The organism is Phaeobacter sp. JH20_29 (assembly GCF_048056175.1).
GTDB classification, from domain to species: domain Bacteria; phylum Pseudomonadota; class Alphaproteobacteria; order Rhodobacterales; family Rhodobacteraceae; genus Phaeobacter; species Phaeobacter bryozoorum.
The window spans coordinates 233,716-258,303 of the sequence record NZ_JAYMWO010000018.1 but is presented as its reverse complement, the minus strand read 5'-3'; the positions used below and the strand labels follow the sequence as shown (position 1 = coordinate 258,303).

Here is a 24,588-nt window from a genome sequence, read left to right as displayed (position 1 = left end):
GGGAAAGGGCCAGCTATGTCCAAGATCAAGTTCATCGAAGCAGAGTTCCACAATGCCGACAAAGACCGGCGTGCAATACGGCAGCGCCTGGAACGGTTCCTGAAAACGCGCCGCGCCCTCGAGCGCGGCATTGTGCCTCCGGACCCTGAGGATCGTGATGACCGCCTTCGGTGGGAAAACGAACTGATGCAGGTTGGTCTCGGGCGCGAAGGTCAGGACCGCGTGGACCGCCGGGTAAGCAGGCTGGCGGAACGGCGGGCTGCGGCCGCAGGTCTCTCCCACCTCAAACTCGACGACCGGAGAGCCTTGGAGGTTCTGCGCAACGGTGTGGAGCTGATCCGGATCCGGACAGAGCATCAGGCGGATGAAATCGCCGCCGGAATTCATGCCGACATGCCCTGGATGGCGCCCGCGACAGATCTGCTATGGAAGTCGATGCGGCGCTCAGTCCGCAATGGAGATGCAGGCTTCCGCCTGCCTCCGGTGCTTCTGGACGGTCCTCCGGGGATTGGAAAAAGCATGTGGGCCCGTCAGCTGAGCACCGCACTTGGCGTGCCCCGCTGTGGTGTGGAGGCGACGGCGGAGCAAGCGTCATTCGGTATCGTGGGCTCTCAGCGCGGCTGGTCCAACGCGCAGCCGGGGCGCCCTTTGATGACGATCCTGAAGCACCTGATTGCGAACCCGGTGGTTGTTGTTGACGAAGTGGAAAAGGCCGGGGTTGCAACTTCCACCAAAGGAAACAGCTTCGGCCTGACCGAGGGGCTGCTGTCTCTCCTGGAGCCATCTTCCGCTTCTTCCTGGCAGTGCCCCTTTTACCAGGTGGGATTCGACATGTCCTGGATCAGCTGGGTGCTGACCTCCAACACCTTGGTCACTTTGCCAGCCCCTCTGCTAAGCCGACTGGAGGTCATCCGCCTTCCGCCAATTTCAGTTTCCGAGCTATCCGCCTTTGCCCGTCGTGAGGGCGGCAGGCGCGGACTGACGCAGACATCAGTCGAAGCTGTGGCGGAGACGCTGGAAACTGCCGGGCGGGGTGCGGAGTTGAACCTGAGGCATGTCATCCGGATGCTTACACGGGGGGAAGCGATGGAGGCGGCTGGGATCCATCATTGAGCGCGCAGTTTCTCCATCCTCTCACCCCTAAGAAAAGGAGACGAATATGCCGGGCCAAGACCACTGCATTGCTGATTAAGCGCTACGCATTTTGGATCAGTTTGCGCGAGCTCGGGGTGACACGGGAAATCGCATGGGGCGTGATGCTTGAAAGTCGTCACTGGACATGATCACCTGTCGCAGGGCACGACTCTTGATAACCGACACTCGCTGCGATAGCGAGACCGTGTCGTCGGCGCACCGACTGCACAAACACCGTAACGGCTTCCGCGCATTTCAATGGCGTAAGCGAAGCCAGTTGGATATGCTCCCCCTGGAGGCACTCGCAAATGGATTTTGAACAAGAAACTTTCTTCGGCTTGCATTTTAAGCCGCGACATGGCGACGAAGGTGCTCATGTTCTTCCGGCGCATAATCTTGTTCAAGCTTTGGAAGGGTTGCAGCGTACCATCCATCTGGTCGCTATGATGAGAGAAGGGCGAGAAGTAAAAACGCGAGCTCGCGTAACGCGCGATATTGAAGATCGCTTTCAGCTTCATTGCCAAATCCCAAAGGAAGGGAGCTTTTATCAGCCGACCTTCATTGCGGAAAGAGATCAAACCATTTTCAGTCTGGATGATGTAAGGGAAGTAGCGCAAATAACTCGAAGCCTACTGAGTTCGATCGGAACCGGAGATGAGCAGAATTTTAAGAAGACAATCGTAGATTCTGCTTTCCGAACACCAATTATTGCATCCCTCGGAAAAATGTTTGGTGGGCAAGGCACGCACTACAGCCTTGCCGTTGAGGACAAAGCAGGAAACGTAATCGTTGACAGCGTACCTGCGACCGATGCACTGGAACAGCTACGGCAGGCGCGGTTGTCGCCAGGTACCCATTCAATTGTCACAGGGTATTTCAATAAGGTTGATTTCAAGGAGCGCAAACTCTCCCTGTTCATACCAAGCACAGGGCGTTTGATTAGCTGCCTGTATGAGGAAGATATTGAACCTGCGCTTCTTGAAAATGCACGAGACCTTATCCAAGTTGTTGGGACCATCGAACTTGATGAGGATGGGAATCCGCAAAGAATTACAGACGTTCAGGAAGTGCATCCAGTCAACGTTGATGATATCGACCTTATTGAGCTTCTACCGGATTACCTCAAAGCAAATGAGCTGAATAATTTACGGGTCACAGTGGAGCTGAGCGAGGATAAACAGACATATTTTGCGAAGCTAGACGAACTTGGTATTGATCATGCCGCATATACCCGCTCCGATTTAGTAGATGTGTTGGAAGCTGAGCTTGATTTTCTGTGGAAAAACGTTGCTCAGGAAGACGACGATAATCTTGCGCCAAAGGCTCTCTTGCTTAAAGCAAAGCTAAAAAAACTGTTTAAGGAAATTTCTTAATGAATTTGGAGCGCTCTAAAGTGCAGGAAAACCTTCCCAAAAAGGGTTTCGTTGAGCAAGATGACCGGAATCATATTTTCTACCACTTCCATCACGATGGGAAGAAAACCCATATCCGGACCCATGTTAGCCATGGGAGCAAGTACAAGACACTGGGTGATGACCTTGTTTCCAAGATGGCTAAACAATGCAAGCTAACTGCCAAGAACTTTAGGGGTCTTGCAGAATGCACCTTGTCTCAAGAGGAATATATCGCGCTTCTCAAAGAGGCCGGAGAGGTTTAATCAATATCTGTTGATTTCCGTTGAGATCTGCCCCGGGATTTTCACCGAGAACTGAAACGCCTGATAATTATTTCTGGTGATCATGCCTGAGCCAACAGTTCTTTCCCTCCTGCTCTGATTTTGCGGCGACTGAACTGGCTTTGAAGCGTTAGTTGTCGTTTCCGGTTTCCAGGATGTGGCAAAGGTGGACAACGCCCGGCGCAAGTCGGCGCCGTGGTGCTATGATTATAGCAACGTCAGGCTGCACTCTTCGATGGGGAGCAGAACGCCAAACCAAGAGACCGACGACTACCAAAACTCTCGCCATGAGCGAGGGGTCAGCGGGGGGCGTCAGCTAAAGTACCGCTTAACCATCTGGTGTAGGCCGAATAAATGGGAAATTGGCCACTCACTGGACGGAAATAGTTGGGGCGGTACAAGTGTATTAAAGGTGTACCGGTCCCTCACCTTCCGGCAGCTTCCGCGGCTTAATCAGCGGTCGGGACTTCTGGTTCCTTGACGTCGAAGACTTTCGTCCGATGCCATTCCAAGAAGATCCGATGCTTAGCGGTCAGATCAACTGGCCGATCAAATAAAAGGCGCGCACGCGCCCGATCGCTGAGGCTTTCTGAAAAGACCGGGATGCCGTCGTCGCCGAAGGTAACGAGACCGCCATCGAATGCGGCATCCCAAAGAGCTGACAGAAGCAAGCCATTATGGACATCCAGACGCTCTCCGTCGTTTTCACAGTCACGCCATGGCTTGATGTGAGATGCGCGGAGAAGCGGGTTGTCGACAATGCCGGTCAAAGGGCAACGTCCTTGCCAGTATTTTAACAGACGCTCCCGAAAGATGTTCTGGCCGATCCGCTGAACCACAAGGCGCTCCGTCTCTGTCGTCTTCGGCAGGTTTTTCGTGCGGTGAAGGAACTCTTGAAGTGGTGCATCGGGAAGGCTTGCAGAAAGCTCATAAATCCTTGGCATCAAGCCATAAAGTAGTGTCAGAGACACAAACCGGAAACGTGCGAGACCAGGTCCTGCGGCATCGGACATTTCAACCCCGATCTCAGCAATGACCCCCACATGATCCAGTGCGAGGAGCCACGCGCCGGTAGTCTCCCGCGCGAGCCAGATCGATCCCTGCGCAGTGGTCGAACTGTACCGCTGCCAGCCTTCAATTTCACCATGGGGGCGTCGGAAGCCGTTCTGGTACGTGACCTTCTCGCATTCCTGCTGGGTAACGAAGGATTGGGGCGTCTCGATCATCAAAAGTCCATCGCAAACAGCCGGGCCTCAGGAGGGGTCGATGACAGTTGCAGCCTTACTGCATGATGATCTGCTGTGATTTGTGAGGGGGCGGTAGTTGTCGTGACAATATACTGAAATGGTGGAGGGCTTGCCTTTTCTTCCAAGCTCAGCGCGAAATCAAAGAGGTTTGAGTAGATGCCAGCGTCAAGATCTGCTTCACGCGGACTGTCATGGATAAGGAAGGATGGCAGATCAGCCTTTCCGTTTACCGAGAGAATCATAGCGGCGAGGTCAAAAGCTACGATCTTGAACGACTCTACTGCCGCCGTTGAAAGCCCTGCACCCCGATCCAGCAGAATCTCGGGACGAAGGCCGTTGCCGTCTAGCTTCATTTTCCCAGTACATCCATTGGGCATCAGTTTCGTAACGAGCTGTCGAAAGTATGTTTCCAAATCACCTATTGCTGCCGCGGCGCGCTCTCGCTCCAGGCTCATTTTTTGCCGCTGACCTTCGAGCATTCTGTCAACGCCTGCCAAGCGTTGAACAATCTTGGCGCGATCACCTAGCTGGCGGTCGAACCAGTTAGCTTCTCTCACCAAGTCCCGCGCGCGATTGATAACCCTGTTGGCGTCAGAAACCTGCTGTTCAAGTTGGGAAAAAGACTTTTCAATCTTGTCAATCTCACCATCCAATCGAGCGATTTCCCGATCGAGGCTTTCGATTTCTCCCGGCAACGCCAGAATCTGACGATCCAGCTCAGCTACATTTTCCTCGGTTCGTTCTATCCGCGCTCTTACCTCATCAAGGTTGCATCGTTGCAAAGACACCCCGCATCCATTGGCTTTCACTTCATCGATGCTGACATGGCAAATTGTGCAACGGACAATAACGCCTGTTTCAAGTCTAGCTTGCTCGGTTCCTTGTTCGGCGCGTGCGGCGGCAATCTGACTCGGGAGGCTGCTCAATAGAGCTTTCTTTTCTGCCCTCTCGTCGCTGCTTTTGTTCCGTTCGGACTGCAGAGCGCTTCGCTTGGTACGCAGAGCGTCGCTAGGGCGATTGCCTTTGGAGTGCTCGGTGCCGAGGGCCTTCGCAAGTTGTTCATTCGCCTTGTCGATCAGTTCCTTGCGAACGATCTCCTCCGTCGGATCACGGTCTTTGGAGAAAGAAAGGCTTTCACAAAGCTCTTCGAACCTTTGACTTTGGAACCAGTCGAGATGGCCAAGCTTCTCACGCAGACTGTCGCGCTCGCGTGTACGCGCTCTGGCCTCCTTGGTGGCCTGAACCTCCTCGGCTGAGAGCGCCCCGATCGCTAGGCGCACGACTGTCAGCCTTGTTTCAAGTGAGAGCTCTTGTGCAGGTGATCCTGAACCGGAACGCTTAGAACGCCAGTCGAAAACGTCATCCAGACGGCATTCCTGATCGCGCGTGAGCCATGCCAAAAGGACGTTCCAGACTTGCTCTGGCTTCAAGTTTCCAGGCACCTGATCTCGATACCCAGCACAAAATCTGTCGGAGATCACTGGCGCAATCGTTGGAGGTTCGGTGCCGACCAGAAGTTGGTCAAATGTCTCCTCGATGCGCTCTGCGCGGGTGGCGCGTGACGGCAGGTTAATTCCAATCGGACGGGTGACCACCCAACACTCGCCATCAATGATGACTTCGGCGCCAACAAAGCCGTTCGGCAACTTTTGCTGCATGAGCGGGCGCTGTTCGTCGTTGGCGAAGGTTCGCTCGCCCAAGCAATATCGGATCAGACGGCAGAACGTTGTCTTGCCGCTGCCATGAGGTGTCGCACCGGTTCCGTTCACTGACAGATCGGGAGACCAGATGATATTGACCCCGCGCCGAAGTTTGATGTCGCGCAACAGGGTCTGAGGATCCTGCCAGAGCGCCAGGCGCCGAACCCACATAAGCGGCCCTTGCTGCCCTTCCAGCAAGTTGAATTCAATCTCGGATGGTTGAAACAGATTAGGCTGCAAGATTGCCCTCCCGAATAAAAGGCAGAACTTCGGCCGATACCTGCGTCAGTCCATGCTCCAGATCCACACCTTCCAGCCTCGACCATACGAAGATCGCGCGGCCGACGGCAGGATCGCTTGCATTCAATGTCGATCGGTCAAGCCTCGAACCTGCGCTCCATTGTGTGCCATCGGATGAAACATCCACTACAGCCGAGGAAACGAGGTCATTGAAGGCCGCGCCCCAGGCTGCATTCCTTGGCGGGACAAGCTGGGTCACGCCGGTAGAGTGCGCCATCAGACGTTGCCATTCTCGGCGATCCGCTTCCGACAGGAACCCATCCAGCAGACTAGGCTGGAGGCAGGCGAGCGCTGCCAGACGGACGCGACGGACGTCGGACGGCTCCGGCAGGATACCCACCATCGCCCGGAGCTGAGCCCGTACCCTGTCTCGCTCACTGATACTCTGCGGCCAAGCCCAAACTGCATCCTGATACTGGTCGAGCGAAGAAAGCTGGATTGGTTGGACGGCGGCAGATGTTCCGTCAGCCATACCGAGAGCGGCAAACGTGCCATCCTGCTCCATCCGGTCCCAGGCTTCGAGGACGAGGCGGCGGGTGCGGTATTCTCCGTGTTGGCGGATTTCCTTTTCCTTGAGGACACGGAAGGTTTCCGAGGGGTAGTCGGGGCCCTTCACGTCGGCGGGGTCGAGGATGTAGCGCAGCTCGTCGCGGGTCAGGCCGTAGGCGCGGGCGTAGAAGGCGTCGAGATCGGCGCGGAGCAGCGCGCGGCGGTCCTCGTCCCAGGCGAAGGGCGGGCCGTCATGGCCCAGATCGCGGGCGAAGGGGGCAAGGCTGTGCGAGGTGTAGGTGAGTTCCAGCACCCTGGGGGTGATGAAGGCAAGGCGGGGTTCAGTGTAGTAAGAAGGTGAGACAATTGGAAACTGCTGAACATGAAAGAAGTTGATGTTGACACCGCCCACCTTTCTTCGAACGACAAAGTCTAAAACAATCGAAGCACAGTTAGCATATAACGCTTGATACAGGTGGACCGTCTTATCTGAATTCAAAAGATTCAGGCTATCTCCAAATCCCGCGACTGGAATTATGCAGGGAAGAAATGTCCTCTCATTTGAGGTCCCAGTCACCTTGTTGAAAACAAGCATTGCGCTGTATTTGAAGTCCTTGAGTGCCGTTTTAACCTCGGAATCTGGAACCCAATAAAATGGCTCCACCTCGAAGTTAGGATTTGAATGATCAGCAAGTTCCGTGGCGGGAAGAACTCTATTGCCCCTTTCTTCTCCGCGGCTTGCGTATGAGGTTGCGCGGTGATCATAGATGGCAAACATCTTCGACTCATAAAGAGGAACGTATCGTGCTTCGCGCAACACGCCTTCAGAATCCGGAAAACTCTTTGCTCCGGAACCTTCGGCTGCAAGCGCACTCTGCGAAAGGTGCGTGGATTTATTTAACCAGTCAGTTCCTTCGCGTTCCATTCCGTCTTCTAACAGCTGTTTCGCGGTTCGGAACAAGCTGCTGTCAGATGTCATGTTGAACAATCCTGATTTGAACTGTGCGCCCCATGGGTTTGTTTCAGTTCCGTTCTCCTCTCGGATTAAAACAGGCGCATTCCGATAAATTTTTGCAGTTAATTCAGCGTCCCAGCGTGATCGAAAAATCGGTACCGTTAGAGTGTTTGGATTGATTGCCGCAATTTGCTCTATAGATAAGGTGAAATTTCTCTCTGGCTCAGCAAGTTGAGCTGGTTCGGTAAGAAAAAATGCAAAATGAGCGGACTGCTGGTTGCGACCAAGAGTAAGTAGGCAGAACTTGAAGCTCCGATGCACTGAAGAAAAAATTGGCGCGGAGTTTTCAAAATCAGCAAGACTTGCAAGTCTTCTTTTCTCAACCAAATGAGCAAAGAAGACAGCTGTGGTAGCGTCGGTTGCGATGCCAGTCGGAACAATCACTCCAGCATGGTCGCGAGAAAGAGCGGCGAAAAGTTCAGAGAAGAGCGAGTATGTATTCACTTTACCTCGAGCTGTCAGGTCGAAGCGACCTGACTCGCGCGCAAATTCATTGCTGGCGTCGAATACCCGTTTCGCGACAGCGAACTCTTGGTAGTCATCCGGATTCGTCAAATGAAGGTTTTGGATTGCCTTTTTTCGAGCCGCCCCAGCCAATGCAGCAATCTCCGGTTTGCGCGCGGCGAAGTACTCCTTGTCAGATAGTTGCATTACCTCCCAAGGCGGATTGCCCAGCACCACGTCAAAGCCGCCGCGTTGCATGATATCCGGAAACTCCAACGGCCAATGAAACGCGCGCGCGCGTCGAGCGGCCTTGGGCGCGTCGACCATCGCTTGCCGCATCTTGCCCTGATTGAGGGCCATCCACAGTTCCTCGGTGGTCGGCACTGTGCGCTCCGACGCCCCCGTCGGTGCGCCGCCCACCTTGGGCAGCAGGAAGGCCGCCACATAGAGGTCCGCCGCCGCCTTGGCGCGGACAAAAGTCTGTCCCTTGCGCAGCTCCTTGAACCGCTTGGCCTTTGCCCCGATCTGCTCCACCGTATCCTCGGGCAGGTCGCGGAAGCCCGAGAAATCCAGCACCATGGGCTTGGTCTCGGGCATCGACCATCCGGAAGACCCGAAAAGATCAAGGCCGCCTTGTCCCTTCGTCGCGTCTTGATTGACCTTCTTGTAGTACTTTGCCGTGTCCTTGTCGTCGCCGGTCAGCGGCTTGTAGGCAGCGTCGGGAATGCCGTCCTGCAGCACCTGCAGGTCAAACACCCCCAGCAGCGCGTCGCCGCAGCGGATCTGCGCGTCGAAAAAGCCGAGGGGAAGGCCGGGGTCCACCGTCTCGATCCAAAGCGCGACCTTGGTCAGCTCCACCGCCATCGGGTTGCGGTCCACCCCATGGATGCAGCAGCGTGCGACCTCGCGCAGGGCGTGACGGAAATCGGCGAGCGAGGGCGTGCCCCCGGCCCGGATGCGCGCGAGCCGCGTGGCGATGCGACGGGCGGCAGCCAGCAGGAAGTGGCCCGAGCCGCAGGCGGGGTCGATGACCGAAAGCTTCAGCAGCGCCTTGGCGGGGTCGTCCGCCTCGGCCTCGGTCTTGTCGAGCACGGGGTCGAGTGCTGTGTCGAGCAGCGCCTGAACGAGGCTGTCGGGCGTGTAGTAGGAGCCGGTGGTCTTGCGCTGGTTGCCCTTCTGCTCGACCGCCTCGGAGGCGAAGACCAGCGTCTTGCCGTCGTCGCCCAGCTGCGGCTGGAGTTCGAGGAGGGATTCGTAGACCGAGCCCAGTTCCTCGGTCTCCATCGCGCGCCAGTTGACGGGGACCATGCCGGTTTTGTCGGCAAGCCAGGAGAGGCGGTAGAGCGCCTCCATGAAGGCGCGGTTGCGCAGGCGGGCGGTTTCGAGGTGGGGCAGCCTGTCGTCGGCGAAGAGGCCGCCGAGCGCGGGCAGCGCAAGGGCGGGCTGGCCATGCGTGAGGGCGCGGAAGACGATCTTCACCCCCTCGTAGCGGTCATGGTGCTTGTCCCATGTGGCGGCGCGATAGCATTGCTTGCGCAGCGACTGGAGCGAATAGCCCTGGGCGTAAAGCGCGCGCGCCTGGGGTTTGGCCTTTTCAGGATGGAGGAGGTTCCGGTCCTCGGCCACCATGAGGAAGATCAGGCGATAGACGAGGCGCAGGAGTTCGTTGAACCATTCGGTCAGGTTCACTTCGCCGGACTGGAGATTCGCGGCCAGGTCTGGGTTGGCCTCGAGGAAGCCCGAACCAAGGAGCTTGAGTGCCAGCTGGACCTGACCGGCCAGACGATCACGTGCGGCTTCCCCTTCCTTGGAGCCAGCGTCGCGCCAGCGTTCAAGGGGGCAATCGGTGGCAGGTGTGTCCGCCGTCCCGAAGCGGGAGCGGTGGATCAGGAGCCAGAGCGCTGCGAAGGAGGCGATGTCTTCGTTGGTGAACATCTGCGCCAGATCGGCCTCGATATAGGCCGGACGGGTCAACGAGGCGTTGTCCCGCATGAGGCGCAACTGCATCCCGTTGGTTACAATGCCCCAAAGGGCTTCGTCCCGATCATTCAGATGGTCCTGGAGTGCGAAGGCAGGAGAGCGCGACCTGTCCGTCGAGAGTGTCGGGCTGCGGCGATCAAGCAGCTCGGACGGCGGGACGACGACGACAGGCACGCGGTCGGACGCCGTCACGGCGATCGGTGCTGCTGCCACCGCGAGATCGGTGTACCCGAAGGTTTCCTTGAAGAAATCGGCTACGAAACGCGAGGTTGCTGCCGCCGAGGGGTGCTCGATCTTCGCAAAGGCGTCGAAATGCGATTGGCCTACGCGGAAGGCGGTGGCGATTTCTTCGCGGATCCGCAGCCCCTTGCGAACCCCATATTCCTCGGGGGATTGCTCGGGTGCCTGGCGCTGATCGATCTTGGCGATCATCGCTGGCGCGATCAGGTTGCCTTCGAGGCTAAGCGACGGCCACGCGGACATATCGGTAATTGGTTTGCGGGCCATGATTACACCTCCCCCGGAACAAGAACGAAGAGGCCAATGACGTCTGGGGGAATGATCGGCTCCACACTGACACGCGACGCGGACCCGGCGGCAGCACGAAGGCGGGCGTGGTCTTCAACCAGCTCCGCGGCACGCTTTTGCACGAAATCGGCAATCGGGCCGCCCAACAGGTCTGGAAAGGCTGCCTTCGCCGTATTGATCATCCGATCGCGGGCGACAGGCGCGAGGTCAGCGGTGGCGGGTGAGGCAAGCAGCGCGCGCGCCTCGCTGCCAGACGCGATAACCGTATTGCTGTCGAGGGCAACAAGGGCGGCTTCTTCTGCCAGCAGAAGGCGCTCGCGCCGTGCATGAACCGTGAGCTTGTAGCGAATACGCAATAGAGCGACACGCGTCATCTGAGTGACGGCGGCACTCGGCCAGGCCCCGACACGACCGACGCCCAGATCCGGCAGTGCTTCGTTGTCAAGAGAGGCTTCAAGCAGGCTTTCCGCTAAGGACGATGTCAGCGGATGGGTTCTGGTCAGAAGCGAAGCGCCTGAGGGCACCGGTTCCTGCGTGGCCAGTTTCAGAGAGCCCTTCAGCCCACGCTGCTCCAGCTTTTCCTTGAGGCTGTCCTGAAGGGCATGCACGTGGGCGAACTGCAGCGATTTCTTCTTTTCGAGGGGAACCCCGAACCGAGACATTGCGCGCTCGAGGAATTCGAGCGTTTCCGCTGGCGATCCAAGCAGGGTCTTCACCTTGTCCCATTCAGGAGCGACTTCACTCGGCTTCATGGCGTTTTGTGCAAACCGGGCGCGTGACCGTTTTTCATTCTCGCTTGCATCGCGCCAGCGGGTCTCCATCACCTGAATACCGTCGCCGATTTGCAGGTCCAGCGTCAGCTGCTTGTGGCTGCCACCACCACGGCGGAGCATCATTGCAGCCATCAGCGCATCAGTGACCGGTCCCCGTTCGTCGGGGAGAGGCACGGTGACGCCAGTCGCCTTGCGGATTTCTTCAGCCTTGCGGAGAATGACGTCCAACACGGCACCGTCGATGGCGCTGTCGGGCGAAAACATCATGATCGAGCGAACGAGTTCGGCGGGTTGACCGAAACGATCCACGCGTCCTTCGCGCTGTTGATGGCGCGTGGGGTTCCAGGAAAGGTCGTAGTGGATCACGGTGTCGAACAGCTGCTGAAGGTTGATCCCCTCCGACAGGCAGTCCGTGGCGACAAGGATGCGCTGATCTGTGGCGGCACTTTCTTCCGCCGCCATTTCCGCTACGCGGTCGCGACGTTCGTCCGGCGTCAATTCACCCGTGACGGCCTCCACAATTAGTTTGGGGAAAGCCTTGCGAAGCCCTTCCTTCACATGTTCGGCAGTGGCGAGGTAGCGGCAGAAGACGACGGAGTTAGCGCCGTCTTTGATCAAGGGTTTGAGGGCCTTGATGAGGGCTTTCAGTTTGGGATCTTCGGCCGTCAGAAGTTCGCTGGCCTTGTCGAGTAACCCTTGGAGAGCGGGATCATTTGAGAAGACGGTGTTTGGCTCAATGTCCACGGCGTCTTCATCATCGCCATCTTCGTCGTAAATCTGCGGCTCGAGGCGGTCGTCTTCATTGGAAGCCCGGTTTCGCAACGCGCTCATTGCGGCTGCAGGTGACGATCCGACACAGCGCATCAGCGCCAGAGTGCCCCAGAAGGCAAGACGGCGATCCTTCTGCGCGTCTCCGGCCCGAGACACGACCGAGAAGCAATAATCAAGCACGGCCTCTTGGAAGGCCCGATGCTCGTCGTTCAGACGATACGAGTATTCGGTGGTCTCGTGCTTGGGGAACGAGCGGTTCTCATCCCAGTCGCCCTCGACCAGATCGACGCGCCGCCGCTGAACAAAGTGCCTGACAAGGCGCTCGCGGTATTTCTGGTTGTCGAAGTTGACGGTCCCGAATTCCGTGTCGATCAGCGACAGAAGCCGAGCGAACGCGTCTTCGTCCCCGGAGTGCGGCGTGGCTGTCAGCAGGATCAACCGACGCGCAGGATCGCGTGCAAGGCCTTGGAGCAGGTCGAAACGCTGCTGCTTTCCCTTGTGCGTCCCGACGCAGGCGTGTGCTTCATCGACGATAACGAAATCCGGACAGGCCCTGGCGAACCCATCCCGACGTTTCTCGGCTTTGATGTAGTCAAGGCTGACCACCGTGAAGGGGTAGGCGTCGAAAAGGGTTTGCGCCAATGGGAGGTTGCGCTCCAGACGTGCCGCAGTCCCGGAGGTGACGGCAACGGCATCGATCCCGAAGCGATCCTTCAGTTCTGTGATCCACTGGTCCACGAGGTGCGGAGGGCAGAGAACCGAAAACGCATCGACCTCTCCGCGATCCATCAGTTCGCGGAGGATCAGACCCGCTTCGATGGTCTTGCCGATGCCAACGTCGTCGGCAATCAACAGCCGCGGAACCTGAAGCCGAAGGGCCATGAGAAGCGGGACCAGCTGGTACGTCCGAGGTTCAAACGCAAGCTGTGCGGCGGATCGGAACGGACCTGCCCCTCGGCGGAGAGTCAGTCGCAACGCGTCGGCAAGAAGGGCCGCCTTGGACTGCACTGTCGTACGCGTGTCGTCAGGCAGGTCGAAGCGAGCGGCTTCTACCGGTGTAAGCTCGAGATCCGGAGCAAGAACCACGATATCATTTTCATTGCCCGAGAGGGGGCGCAGGGCGAGCAGGCCCTCGCCGGGGGTCGGCAAGGCGACCCATTCACGGCCGCGCGCTCTAACAAGATCTCCAGGAGTAAAATTCACAGTCATATCAACTTTCAAAATTCTTCATGAATCCATCCGGCAGTCCTTCCGACGGTGCCGAAGGCAATCCAAAAACGACCCAGCCCTTGTTCATCGCGTCTGCCTCAGATTCTGCAGTCAGGTCAGCGGTCGTCACGGCAACCGCGAATGCGCGCCAAACGAACTCGAATTCGCGTCCACCAAAGCTCGCGGGCATCGTATCGACTTGGGGAATGCCTGCGGCGCTGAATGCCTCAAGCCATGGTGATGCCACCGTTCCAGCGGTTGACTTCGCAGCAAGGGAAATTGTGCCGCGTGCAAGATCGATCAGGAATTGCGCCACTTCCGGGCTCGAGCGGTCGATCAGCTCATGATCCGGTTGGTTGAAGTAGGACAGCAGGCAACGGTAGCAGCCGCGAACACAGCTTCCGTCTTTCTTCTCCTGCAACAGATCCGCATCACCCGCAGCAATCGCAGCATCCACATTCTCGAAGTGCATCAAACCCAGTGCGGTCTTCGCCACCTCGTTGATTGCTTTTCCGTCATCAATCAGGCGCGTGAGCACGCCGGCGCCGCCTTCCGTTGCCTCGTAGGCAAGGATAGCGCGACGGTTGTCCCTCGCGGGCAGCGGTTCACCGAGGATTTCGCCTTCTTCCAACTGGAAAACCACTTCGATTCCGCGCAGCAACGCATGCTGAACCGTCGCAATTGTCTGGGGCTCATACTGCTCCGGTTTTTCGAAGCGGAACAACAGAGCATTCTTTCTGTCGCGGACAATCGGGACAATGCGAACCGGCTTGACCACGTCCGGCGGGACGTCCGTGTCGCTGTCCTCGTCGTCGGATTTCGCCCAGTAGCCGGACCTTGGATCGATGTGGAAACCGAAGACAGTCTGGTCCTTTCGGCGCTTCAAGCCCTTGTTCAGACGGCTGATTTCCGCGCTGTTGGCGTATTGCAGGGCCAAGAGTGATGTCTCGCCGCAGACGAATTTGGCGTTGGTCACTTGGACCTGCCCATCCTTCTTCGGCCAGGAGAAGACGGTCTGGATGTCAAAGCCCTGCCGAACGCGCTCTTCATCGTTCGCCGTGATGCGCTCAGTCGGGGCGGCCTCGACGTTGTCGATGCGCAGAGTCTTCTTGATGGGGACCTCACCTGCCATGTGGTTGTTGCACCCATGGCAACGCTCGACCTCGCCCTCATGCGATGCGCCACAGTTGGAGCAGATGTAAATATCCTTGGTCGCCAACTCCGATCCGTCGCCCTGACGCACCTCGGGCGGCAGTTTGGCTTTCATGACCCGGTAGGCGCGGCCCTCATGATAGATCAGACTGCGCGGGCCGAATTCGGAAATGGCCAAGAAGCGGGCTCTGGACAGGAATGACCCCGTCTTACCCTCGCCAGGGACAAACGCGTAGAGCGGCAGGCGCGGGAAGTTGTACCCGGGCAAGAAGCCCTCTGTTGCCAGATACCGATAAGAATAGAAGTCGGAGCCATTCGAGGCTTTGCCTTGTTCGAGGATGGCGATCTGATCCTGGGCCTGCATCTGCGCTGCCTTGATCTTGCGCCGATCGGCTCCCGAGAGTCCCGTAATCTCCGAGCGGGTGTTTGCGTCGCTCAATTGCTTTCTGGCAGACCTGTAAAGATCCCTCCACCGGTCGAATGCATTGTTGAGCTCTGCTGAGGCCTTCATGGCCGTGTGAAGAACGAATTCTTCTGGGTCGTCCATCCAGATCGGGGTTTGCCCTCCGTCGGACGCTAGAATTTGTTTCAAGACCCGAGCCATCGGTCCCCGTGCCTGCGAGACCAGAGAGGGCTTGGATATGACCGCCAGCACGTCGTCCTTCAGCGGGAACTTGTCCCCGTTTAGGTCCAGAATTTCTGGAATATCTGGAGAAAGCGCCAGTTTCGCTTCCGCAAGCCACACCGCATGCAGGTGCGATCGGACCAGCTCTTCATTCGTGATGTCGAGTGCCGGCGGGCGCACAACACCGGCCACCATATCGTTTCGCCGCTCGAAGAAATACTGGTCATGCGGAGACCCCGAGGCGCAATAGGTCACGACAACCGCGGCCTGACCCGATCGACCGGCACGACCGGCGCGCTGCGCGTAATTCGCCGGCGTAGGTGGTACGTTGCGCAGGTAGACCGCGTTCAAGGCGGAAATATCAACGCCGAGTTCCATGGTCGGAGAGCAGAAAAGCGCGGGCAGGAACCGGTCAGACTCGCCGGTTGCCCGAATTTCCGTTCTGTACTCCGAGGTCGCGAGATGGTCCATGTCGTCCTGCTCGAAACGGAACCGCCATTCACGCCATTCTCGCTGCTTCTGCGAAACCTGAGCCGTGTGCTCGCGACCCTCCAGCCCCCAGTAGGAGCTGCGCCCGTCTCCAAGGTCACTGGCGATCGCGGTGTAAAGGTCGTGGAAATAACGGTTGCCGCGGTGGGTTTCATCATCGAGGGCCGGTCCAGGCACAAGCCGAACCGCAGATGGAGACAGGCGCCAGCCCGTCACATCGCTATCGAGTTCGACAGGCACCAGCAGCCCTTCGTCGCTCAGGAAGGCAAGCATCCCTTCCATGAACTCGTAGTACTCATCCTTGTTCAGCTTCGTGCCGAGAACGGACTTCCGGTTCACAAGCCGTGCGATCCGCGAATTGGGACCTGCCCGAAGAAGCGTTTGTTCTTCACGCAGCGTAACGACGTTCTTGCTGCCCGCGCGCAGGACAAGCGAGGACCGCGCTCGCGGATTTTCCTTTTGGTCAATTGCCCAAGGTTCCTGAAGCAGCATTCGGGATTTCTGGGCGACGCCGTCGAGGACAGTCAGGTCCAAGGCTTCGGTCTGAACAGCCAGGCCTTCGAGCATCGCGGACAAAATCGCTTTGAGAATTGCCTGCCGCTGTTCGAGGCTGAGGTCTCCCAGCGCTGGATGGATGGCCATGAAGCGCTCGCGATCTTCAGAGATTTCCTCGAGGCCGAGGAAACTCACGTCGATCAGGTTCAGGACAGACAAGCTGGGGTTGGTGAAGCGCCAACCGCGACGCAGGTCCGTCCAGACACGATGGGCGAGAACCTTCGCGAGCGACCGCTGGGCATCTTCACGAATGATGGCACCAGCATTCGAATCCAGCAGCCAATGCTGGCGCGCCTCTTTGTTGGCGGCAGTAAAGCCGAGCGCCTTCACCACCTGCAGGCCGAACTCGTCTTCTGCGAGCCCACCTGAGTCAGCAGAAATGACCGCGCGAAGGATTGCTCCGCGCAACAGGCTTACGAACAGGAAGTCATTGAAATGGCCAGACTGCAGGGCTGCATCCTGACGGTTATCCGTGAACCCCAAAAGCTTCCGCTTCGTCTCGGGTACGCCGCTGCCAGGTTTGTTCATCCACTCCAAGGCGCTGGCTACGAGCAAGGTTGTTGCCGAGCTTCGCCCTTCGCCGGACAGCCCCGCCAGCTTGCTGCGCTCTCGCATCCCCTGCGTCGGTTCGTCATGGCAGCACAGGCAGAACGCGAACTTTCCCGGGATGAACCAGAAATCGTTTCCGCCCGCTCCGTGGCGACCATCGGCACCCACGACGTAGGACACCGGCATACGCTTCTTGCGATACCCTCTCAGCCGTTCAATGCCGTTTTTCTCTTCTCGCCAGCTTTCGGGGTAACCCTCAAGCTCTCCTGTGAACTGAAAGTCAGTATCGCCGGGCGTCACCGGACAGAGATACCCTGCAACCTCGTCTTCTTCAGTGTCGAGCGGCGTGTCGTCGATGCTTCGGGGCAGAAAGCGCAGACTCCCATCATCGTCGACCTTGGTCACGACATGGTATTCTTGGCCACAGTTTCGGCAGAACCGCGTGGGGTAGAGGCGGTTACCTGGTGCTTCGGGATCCTCGAGCTGCCCTTCAAGAAGGATCCGACGCGGCTTGGCTGTGAGCGTCGTAAAGACTTCACCGGCACCGGAGATGAAACGGTGGAGCTTGAAAGCGAGAAAGGCACCGTCCTTCGTGCCGCCGCGCTCATGCTCCGGCAGACTTACCCGAGTCAGGAATTTCTCAAGATAGTCTCGGCAGGTTTCGGCATCGACCGCACTGGCCAGAGAAAGCTTTTCGACGGCCTCTTCGAAAGGGATCGGCTTCTTTCTGCGGAGTTCAAGTCCGTCGTCCAGTCCAAGTTCCAGTTCCGCCCACACTGAGAGAGGATGACGCTTCAGGGTTTCGTCATCGAGTACGTCCGGCAGGGGCTGCGTCAGGACCTTCTTCAAAGCGCCTTGGACGTGCTCGGTCTTCAAGGCGTCATCGGTTGCGCGCTGCAGGGACTCGTCTATGACGGCATCCGGGCCAATGTCGGTGCCAAACAGACGCGACGCTACCTTCGCGACAGCAAGAGCTCGTCTCTCGTCCGATCCCTCGGATGCCATCGTTGCCGAGGTCCCGATGCAGATTGGCTCCTTGTCAGGCGAGCACCTGTCCCGCAGGCGCCGAACGAGAACCGCCACATCGGCCCCTTGGCGTCCCCGATAGGTATGGAGTTCGTCGAGAATGATAAACTCGAGACCGGAAGCGTTCGAGACGACTTGCGAGTCCAAATCGTCCTGACGCGTCAGAAGCAATTCTGCCATCATGTAGTTCGTGAGGAGAACATCCGGCGGATTGGCAGCGATGCGCTCGCGCTCTTCACGGCTTTCTTGGCCGGTGTAGCGCTTGACCACCGGCTTGAGCTCATTGGGCAAACCAGAACCAGCGATGAACTTGTCAATCTCCTTCATCTGGCTATTTGCCAGTGCGTTCATGGGGTAGACGATGATTGCTGTTGTTCGCCGCGGCTTTCCTGCGCGCCGCGCCCGGATGATGGCGTCGACAACGGGCACGAAGAAGCAAAGGGATTTCCCTGAACCTGTGCCGGTAGTGACGACAAAACTTTTGCTTTGCTTCGCCTTCGCAATCGCCTCGGCTTGGTGCCGATGAAAGCGAAGTGGTGTCGTGCCGAACCGGAAGACCTTGCCGGTGCTCTCATCCAGATCACCCGTGGTGACGAGTTCGTCGACCGTCGGTCCCGCCATGAAACGAGGATTCAGAGACAAGAGGGCATCAGGCCAGAATTTTCCGGCGTCGTACTGGGCGTCGATCTCGGATTTCAGGTCGGGCGCCCGAATTGCGCTGAAGGAACGCGAAAAATGCTCGTAAGCACGGATCAATTGATGGTCGAACTCAAACGCTTTCATGAGGAAACCTTAATTTTTGGTGCCGCGACCGGCGCCTTCATCGAACCTGCTATCAACAATGCAAAGCTCGGGTAAGCCGTGCTGAATCCCAACGGTAACCGCGTCACGATTGATGAGGACGATCTGCCGACCCCCAAGTGCCCGGGCCTCCGTGGCGGTGTCTAACCCGAGGCGCTTTAGCCGCGTAGAGGAGCAATGCCTGTCGGGCCTTGATCCGCTCTTTGCCATTCCGCATCCCGTAGTCGAGCGCGGTGACCTTTGCCTGAGCCTCCAATTGACGGATGGCGCCAGCGGCTGAAAATAAGGTCAGCGGATTAAACCTGCGCACCGGCGTCGGGGTGTCCGCGTATTGTGGGAGATTGGCGATCCAGGAGTCCTCGCGGTTGAGGATACCGTCGGCGTTCGGGCGCAGTTGCGCGAGGTCTTTGCTGGCGTCGGGTTCAATGCGCAGAGGCTTGAAATTGGTGCCACAGACGTAGGTTCGCGCGCTTTTGTCGTACAAAATGCTGGGCAGCGCGAAGTTGATGTAGCGGTTTACGTCGATGGGCGCCTGGTTCACCGAAACACTGAGCTGGTCGATCAGATCACTTCTGTTCACTTGCCCCTCCCAGAACAGGCGGGACTCATTGAACTCGAGGTACCGCTCGACGCCCCAGCGAAGTTCCGGCCGGTCTCATTTTCAAAACTGTCTCAGGGCCTGGCCCTTAAGCCCGCGCACCCATGTTCTGTGCCCTGCGCAACGCTATCTGAGGGCCGGAAGGTAGGCAATCCAAAATGCGCGCAAAATGATTGTTTTGAAACTGGGTTCTATCTTCAGATGGCTTTGAGGTAATCCATGGTAACAACATGTTTTAATTTGATATTTTCCGCATCCAAGAGGCGTCGTAAGTGCGGAGATACAGGACGGTTACATTGGCAGTACTCCAAAGTATCCTCCCAGGGAGTAAAGTATTCCTCCTTTGGATACCCGCACAACCCTGCGGTGATTCTCGCAAAGGACATCACGCTGGGAATGCGTGACGGCATTTTGCCAGGAGAATACAAAGACCGGAATCACCTGTACCGAATGCGCGGATAGCCTTCATGAACCCCAAATATCCTCGCTTAGTTCGTCAAAAACCTGCTTGACCCTCCGGTTGTGCATCAGTTACTTCTTTCCCCATGAACCTGAACCGCCATATCGTATCTGCGGCCCCGCGCCTCATAGGCTGATCCTCCCGGATCGGGCGCAGGGCACTGTTCAGTTCACCGCTCTTGCTCATAACGACTTCACCGAATCAGTGGCTGCGGAATGCCGTTTTCAGCCATTGGATTGCGAGAAGAGCAGTGAGCCGGAACGTGTAAGACAGATCATTCCCTATCCTTGAGACCGGGCCGTTTGCGAAAACACGCAGCGGCCTTTTCTTTTTCGGATTTCTGCCCGGCCGGTAGGACTGCTGAAACTTGTGTCACAGTTTGGCGCAGGCACAATTTGTAAGGTCCTGATCTAGCGGGTGGGAGTGAAAACGGAATTTTGGTTTTCGTTGTATCACTTTGAAACAAAACAACAAAAAACCTTCTCGGAAGACGATCAGGTTGTTATCGTCTTCGGGTGCCCGGTACTGGGATTTTCGCTCAGGATCCGGCTTGATTTGAAACTGACTGAACGAGGAGAAACGCCGATGAAGAAATGACCCCTTCAAAAATGAAAGCGCCCGAACCTCGGCAAAGGAACGAGCGCGTTCATAAGGCAGATCAAAGTCCGCCTGTGTAGCAACAGTTCCATAGCAAATCCGGCTCCGGATTTCAAGGACGGCGACTGCCTCACCACCACGGCTGCATCCGGCCTGGACGCTTTGCGTCCGGGACCGATGGAGCACGCGCTGCACCGGTCAGCTCCCAGCTTTCGCATTCGGTTTTCACCGGGGCGGAGCGCCGGAAGAGCTGTGCCTGGTGCCGGCCGAGAGCGATCACCGCTGCCCAGTTCCGGGCCGCGGGCCACTCAACTGTGAGACACATCAATGTCCTATCCTTTTCAGCAGGAAGGCATCCGGCTTCCTGAACCCAGCCTTGCCAACCGCGATGTCGCGGCGGCCTCCAAGGGGCACTTCACCGGCCACGCCGTCCTGGGCGATGGTCCTGGACGCATTGTCCAACTCGAAAGCCATCACGAGCTGCAGTTCTGCCTTTGCCTGGCCGCCCGGCCGGAAACCGGCGAGATCTACGAGCAGGTTAGCTTTGAATGGCACGATGCGGACGGCGAGCTCCACCCCCACTACTTCGACTTCGTGGTGGTGCAGACCGATGGAGCGGTTATCGCCTATTCCGTGCGGCCTACGTACGGCGTGAGCGACGCGTTCTTCGAGGAGATGTGCCGGATCTCGGATCAGGCGCGGAAAGCAGGCTTCGTTGCCGATGTCCGCCTGCTGACGGAAGAGGACCTGGACCCGGTCGAGCTGTTCAATGCCGAACTGCTTCATTCCGTTCGCGAGGAGGATCCGGAGGCCGATGAAGCGGCGCGGAAAGCCGTTCGGGACATGCAGGGAATCGAAACTCTGGAGGTTCTCAGGGACCGTGCCGGCTGCGGCGCCATGGGCTTCCGGGCGCTGATCCGGCTGCTCCGGTCCCGCCAACTTCAGCTCGTCAGCCACGAGCGCATTTCCCCGAAATCCCAGGTCTTCAAAAGGGAGCAGGTCTGATGAAGCTGTCCTACGACTACCACAATGCAGTCGCACACGCGGCGTTCCAGCCGGTTCTGAACGTGCTGGACCTGCACCATCCGCACCAGCGGATTGAGATCGATGACTGGAAAATCGATCTGACGACGCTGATGCATTCCAGCGGCAGCATCGACTTTTTCAATGAAGAGGAATGGCTCCTGTTCGGAGTGACCACCGGACCTGAAACCGGTGAGGTCTGCGAACAGGCCGGCTTCGAATGGCACGATGAGGACGGCATCCTCCAGAACGTCAGCCACGAGCATATCTCCCCGAAATCTCAGGTCCTCAGGAAGGAGCAGGTCTGATGGGAATGATGGAGCTGTCTTACGACTATCGCAAAACCCGCATCGCAATTGGTGCCTTCGACCGCATTACCGTCAACGAGGTGTCTTACAGCTTCCTCTTCGAGAATGAAGCTGGGAAAACGCTGAAAATGGAGGATGGAACTGGTCGGGCCTATCAGTTCTCGCATGAGGAACTGAGCCGCCTGTCGTCGCTGGGACGTCTTCGCATTGAGGCGGATTTTTTCCATCCGGAAAAGGCGGCCCGGCAGCAGCAGTCTAGCACCAGCCTTCTGTCCGCTTTGCCGTTGACCCAAAACGCCCGGGTCTCGAAGCGCAGCGCCTATGTCGAGGCGTTCCTCGAAATGGAGCGCAATGGGGAAATCAACCGCACCGATGCAGCTATCAAAGCCAACGAAAAAGCTTTGATCGGTTACGCAACGGTGTACGCGGAAAACCTCAATCCTTTGGGCGTTGCCAATCCCGGCAAGTCGGCGGACATTTCGATTCCGCCAAAGCCCCGGACGCTGAGGACCTGGATCAAGGCGGCGGAACTTGATGGTCAGGCGGGTCTGCTGGACGCGATGCATCTGCGCGGGAACCGCAATCGGGTTCTTGGGCCTGAAGCGGTCGGGCTGCTGATGAAGGAAGTGCGCGGCTACATGAGCTGTGAGAGGCCGACTATGAAGACGATCCATGAAAATGTTCAGATCGCCTTCGAGGACCGGAATGCCGAGCGGAAAGAACGCGGTCTGCCTGCCCTCAATGTGCCCAGCAGGGAAACCACACGCCGCGCGATCCGGGCGCTCGACCCGTTTGCGGTGATCACGGCCCGCTACGGCGAAGCGGCTGCCCGCAAAAAGTTCAAGCCGGTTCTGAACGGGCTCAACCTGACCCGCCCGCTTCAGCGGGTCGAGATCGATGAATGGGAAATCGATCTGATGACGCTGATGCATTCCAGCGGGCTCATCGACCTGTTCACTGAAGAGGAGCGCCGCCAGCTCGGCCTGGACAAGACCACGAAGCGCTGGACGCTGACGGTGGCGATCTGCTGCACCACCCGCTGCATCGTGGGGATGGTCATTTCCACGGCGCCAAAAGCGCGGGCCGCGGTACAGGTGCTCCAGATGGTCGTGTCCAACAAAGGCCAATGGGCTGATCTGGTTGGCGCACTCGGTCATTGGGACATGTATGGTATTCCGGAACTGATCGTTACGGACTGCGGAGTTGCGTTCAAGTCGCAGGCCTTCCGCTTCGCTTGTGCCGATCTTGGGATCACCAAGGAACTGGCAATCGCGGGCTGCCCGGAAGTCCGAGGAACCATTGAGCGTGTGTTCAACACTGTCGCCTTGGACCTGCTGCCCCGCCTGTCCGGCCGCACGTTTTCCGACGTCGTCAGCAAGGGGGACGCAAAGCCGGAAGAGCGCGCAGCTCTGACCTTCGACGACCTGGCCTTCGTTCTGGTGCGCTGGGTTGTAGACATCTACCACAACACTCCGCACCGTGGTTTGGACGGCAAGACGCCCGCCGAGACCTGGCGCCGCTTGATGGGGAAATGGGGCGTCCGGCCGTCTCCGGACATGCGCCGCAGCCGGCTCGTCTTCGGCCACCGGATGACGCGCGTTCTCAGCAAAGAAGGCCTGACCGTTCTTGGCGTCCGCTATCATTCGGAACGGCTGGCCGACTGGATGCTGCGCAAGGACAAATGCGATGTCGACGTGCGCTGGCACCCCAAGGACATCGGCGCCATCGAAGTGCGGCTTGGCAGCGACTGGTTCACTGTTCCCGCCGTCGACCATGAGCTTGATGGTGTGCCCGCGCAGATCTGGCTGTCGGCCACCCGGGACGTGCGTTCCAGGAACCCCAAGGCAAAGCGGATCAACACCGAGGTTGTTCAGCAGGCGATCAAAGCGATCTCCGAACGCAACGCCGAGGCCATGGCACTTGCCAATCTGGTGGTCGAGGACTGGTCGCCGGAGCGCATTGCGCGGGAGGAAAAACGGATCTTCCGGGGCGTCCGGTTCGGCAAGCCCAAACAGCTGCAGAAGGCCAAGGACGGCATCGGCAGCTCTTTCCCGGCACCAGAAGCAGAAACCAGCAGAACCGAGAAAACCGCCAGCAAGAAACCGGCCTCCGCACGCCGTAAATCCAACTCCACCGACTGGACCATCGACGACAACTGATCATGACTGAGCAAGCAAAAAAAATCGCCGGCACCCTGGAAACCCTGCGCAACCTTCATGTCGGATCTCCCAGGGATGCGGAATTCGCGTCCCACCTCGACCGGCTCCTGAAACGCGATACCTCGGGCAACCTGCTGCCCGAGGCTTTGCGCTTTACGTCCACCGGCGAGACGCGCGGCATCCTGGTGATCGACGGGCCCGGCGGCGGCAAATCCACTCTGGTGCAGCGGGGCCTTTCCCGGCACTCTGTGCTCTCCCAGATGCCGGAGGGGCGCCCTCTCTACCTGGATACGGTGGTGCCGAGCCCCGCGACCCTGAAGAGCGTGACGCAGGAGCTTTTGACCCGCAGCGGCTACCCCGTGAAGTCCGGCCGCAGCGAGGTCTGGAGCCAGCTCCAGGTGTTCCGTGAACGGCTCCACCTGCTCGGGATCGCTGTCCTGTGGATCGACGAGGCGCATGACCTGTTCTGTGCCGACCGGAACCTGATCCTCAGGGCGGTGAAGACGCTGATGCAGGGGGAGCACCCGGTGATCGTGATCCTGTCCGGTACCGAAAGGCTCCGGGAAATCATCCGCACCGACGCGCAGGTTAAGCGCCGGTTTTCCACCATCAACCTGAAACCGGTCGCTGTGCATACGGACAAGGAGCAGTTCGCCACCCTGATCAAGCAATACTGCGCCCGCGCGGAACTGGAACCCCCTCAGCAGGAGGATCTGGTCGACAGGCTGTTCCATGCCTCCCGCTACAGGTTCGGGCGCTGCATCGAGACCATCAATGCGGCAATCGAGCAGGCGCTGAACCATGGTGAGGCGGCTCTGGATATCTGGCATTTCTCTGAAGCCTGGGCGTTCGACGAGGGATGTCCGCTCGACCAGAATGTGTTCGAGGTTCCGGAATGGTGGATGATCGACCCGGATGCGTCCGATGAGGAGGAAGAGCCCAGGAAACCGGCCAAACGCAAGCGGAAGCAGAGGGCATGAC

Annotated in this window: 14 protein-coding genes; 7 read left to right on the top strand and 7 right to left on the bottom strand. The window is 58.2% G+C overall.

Features of this window, described 5'->3' with window-relative positions:
* The first annotated feature begins 15 nt into the window (after nt 1-15).
* The 3 genes from VWZ85_RS16160 to VWZ85_RS16150 all read left to right on the top strand — a co-directional run bounded on the left by VWZ85_RS16160 (nt 16) and on the right by VWZ85_RS16150 (nt 2,791).
* Entirely contained in the window at nt 16-1,113 is a 1,098-nt protein-coding gene (locus VWZ85_RS16160; protein ID WP_416589127.1) for an AAA family ATPase, read from the top strand.
* A 329-nt stretch (nt 1,114-1,442) separates the two neighbouring features.
* A complete protein-coding gene (locus tag VWZ85_RS16155; RefSeq protein ID WP_416589126.1) occupies nt 1,443-2,507 on the top strand; it encodes a hypothetical protein in 1,065 nt (354 codons plus the stop codon).
* Complete coding sequence (locus VWZ85_RS16150; RefSeq protein WP_416589125.1) at nt 2,507-2,791, top strand: hypothetical protein; 285 nt, start codon at nt 2,507-2,509, stop codon at nt 2,789-2,791. The genes VWZ85_RS16155 and VWZ85_RS16150 overlap by 1 nt, the downstream gene beginning before the upstream one ends.
* 467 nt (nt 2,792-3,258) lie before the next feature.
* Here the strand turns inward: VWZ85_RS16150 and VWZ85_RS16145 are convergent, their stop codons facing one another.
* The 7 genes from VWZ85_RS16145 to VWZ85_RS16115 form a co-directional block, all read right to left on the bottom strand.
* Complete coding sequence (locus VWZ85_RS16145) at nt 3,259-4,035, bottom strand: HNH endonuclease (RefSeq protein WP_416589123.1); 777 nt, start codon at nt 4,033-4,035, stop codon at nt 3,259-3,261.
* Nucleotides 4,035-5,996 carry a DUF2326 domain-containing protein gene (locus tag VWZ85_RS16140; RefSeq protein ID WP_416589121.1) on the bottom strand — a complete coding sequence of 654 codons (1,962 nt, stop codon included), beginning with the start codon at nt 5,994-5,996 and terminating at the stop codon, nt 4,035-4,037. The genes VWZ85_RS16145 and VWZ85_RS16140 overlap by 1 nt, the downstream gene beginning before the upstream one ends.
* Nucleotides 5,986-10,491, bottom strand: coding sequence for an Eco57I restriction-modification methylase domain-containing protein (locus tag VWZ85_RS16135; protein WP_416589119.1), 4,506 nt, complete (start codon nt 10,489-10,491; stop codon nt 5,986-5,988). The genes VWZ85_RS16140 and VWZ85_RS16135 overlap by 11 nt, the downstream gene beginning before the upstream one ends.
* A 2-nt stretch (nt 10,492-10,493) precedes the next feature.
* Nucleotides 10,494-13,265, bottom strand: a complete 2,772-nt coding sequence (locus VWZ85_RS16130) for a DEAD/DEAH box helicase (RefSeq protein ID WP_416589117.1) — start codon at nt 13,263-13,265, stop codon at nt 10,494-10,496.
* Between the two features lies 1 nt (nt 13,266).
* Nucleotides 13,267-18,444, bottom strand: a complete 5,178-nt coding sequence (locus tag VWZ85_RS16125; RefSeq protein WP_416589116.1) for a DEAD/DEAH box helicase — start codon at nt 18,442-18,444, stop codon at nt 13,267-13,269.
* 103 nt (nt 18,445-18,547) lie between these two features.
* A complete protein-coding gene (locus VWZ85_RS16120; protein ID WP_416589115.1) occupies nt 18,548-19,042 on the bottom strand; it encodes a hypothetical protein in 495 nt (164 codons plus the stop codon).
* An 850-nt stretch (nt 19,043-19,892) separates the two neighbouring features.
* Nucleotides 19,893-20,312, bottom strand: coding sequence for a hypothetical protein (locus VWZ85_RS16115; RefSeq protein ID WP_416589114.1), 420 nt, complete (start codon nt 20,310-20,312; stop codon nt 19,893-19,895).
* Between the two features lie 132 nt (nt 20,313-20,444).
* On the opposite strand from VWZ85_RS16115, the gene VWZ85_RS16110 reads away from it, so the two are divergent.
* Genes VWZ85_RS16110 through VWZ85_RS16095 form a run of 4 tightly spaced genes read left to right on the top strand, consistent with a single transcriptional unit; the run spans nt 20,445 to nt 24,587 of the window.
* Entirely contained in the window at nt 20,445-21,122 is a 678-nt protein-coding gene (locus VWZ85_RS16110) for a hypothetical protein (RefSeq protein ID WP_416589113.1), read from the top strand.
* The gene (locus VWZ85_RS16105) at nt 21,122-21,448 is read left to right on the top strand and encodes a hypothetical protein (protein ID WP_416589111.1); all 327 of its coding nucleotides are present in this window, start codon (nt 21,122-21,124) and stop codon (nt 21,446-21,448) included. The genes VWZ85_RS16110 and VWZ85_RS16105 overlap by 1 nt, the downstream gene beginning before the upstream one ends.
* Complete coding sequence (locus VWZ85_RS16100; RefSeq protein WP_416589109.1) at nt 21,448-23,607, top strand: Mu transposase C-terminal domain-containing protein; 2,160 nt, start codon at nt 21,448-21,450, stop codon at nt 23,605-23,607. Before VWZ85_RS16105 ends, VWZ85_RS16100 begins: the two co-directional genes overlap by 1 nt.
* 2 nt (nt 23,608-23,609) lie before the next feature.
* A complete protein-coding gene (locus VWZ85_RS16095; RefSeq protein ID WP_416589107.1) occupies nt 23,610-24,587 on the top strand; it encodes a TniB family NTP-binding protein in 978 nt (325 codons plus the stop codon).
* Nucleotide 24,588: the final 1 nt, after the last annotated feature.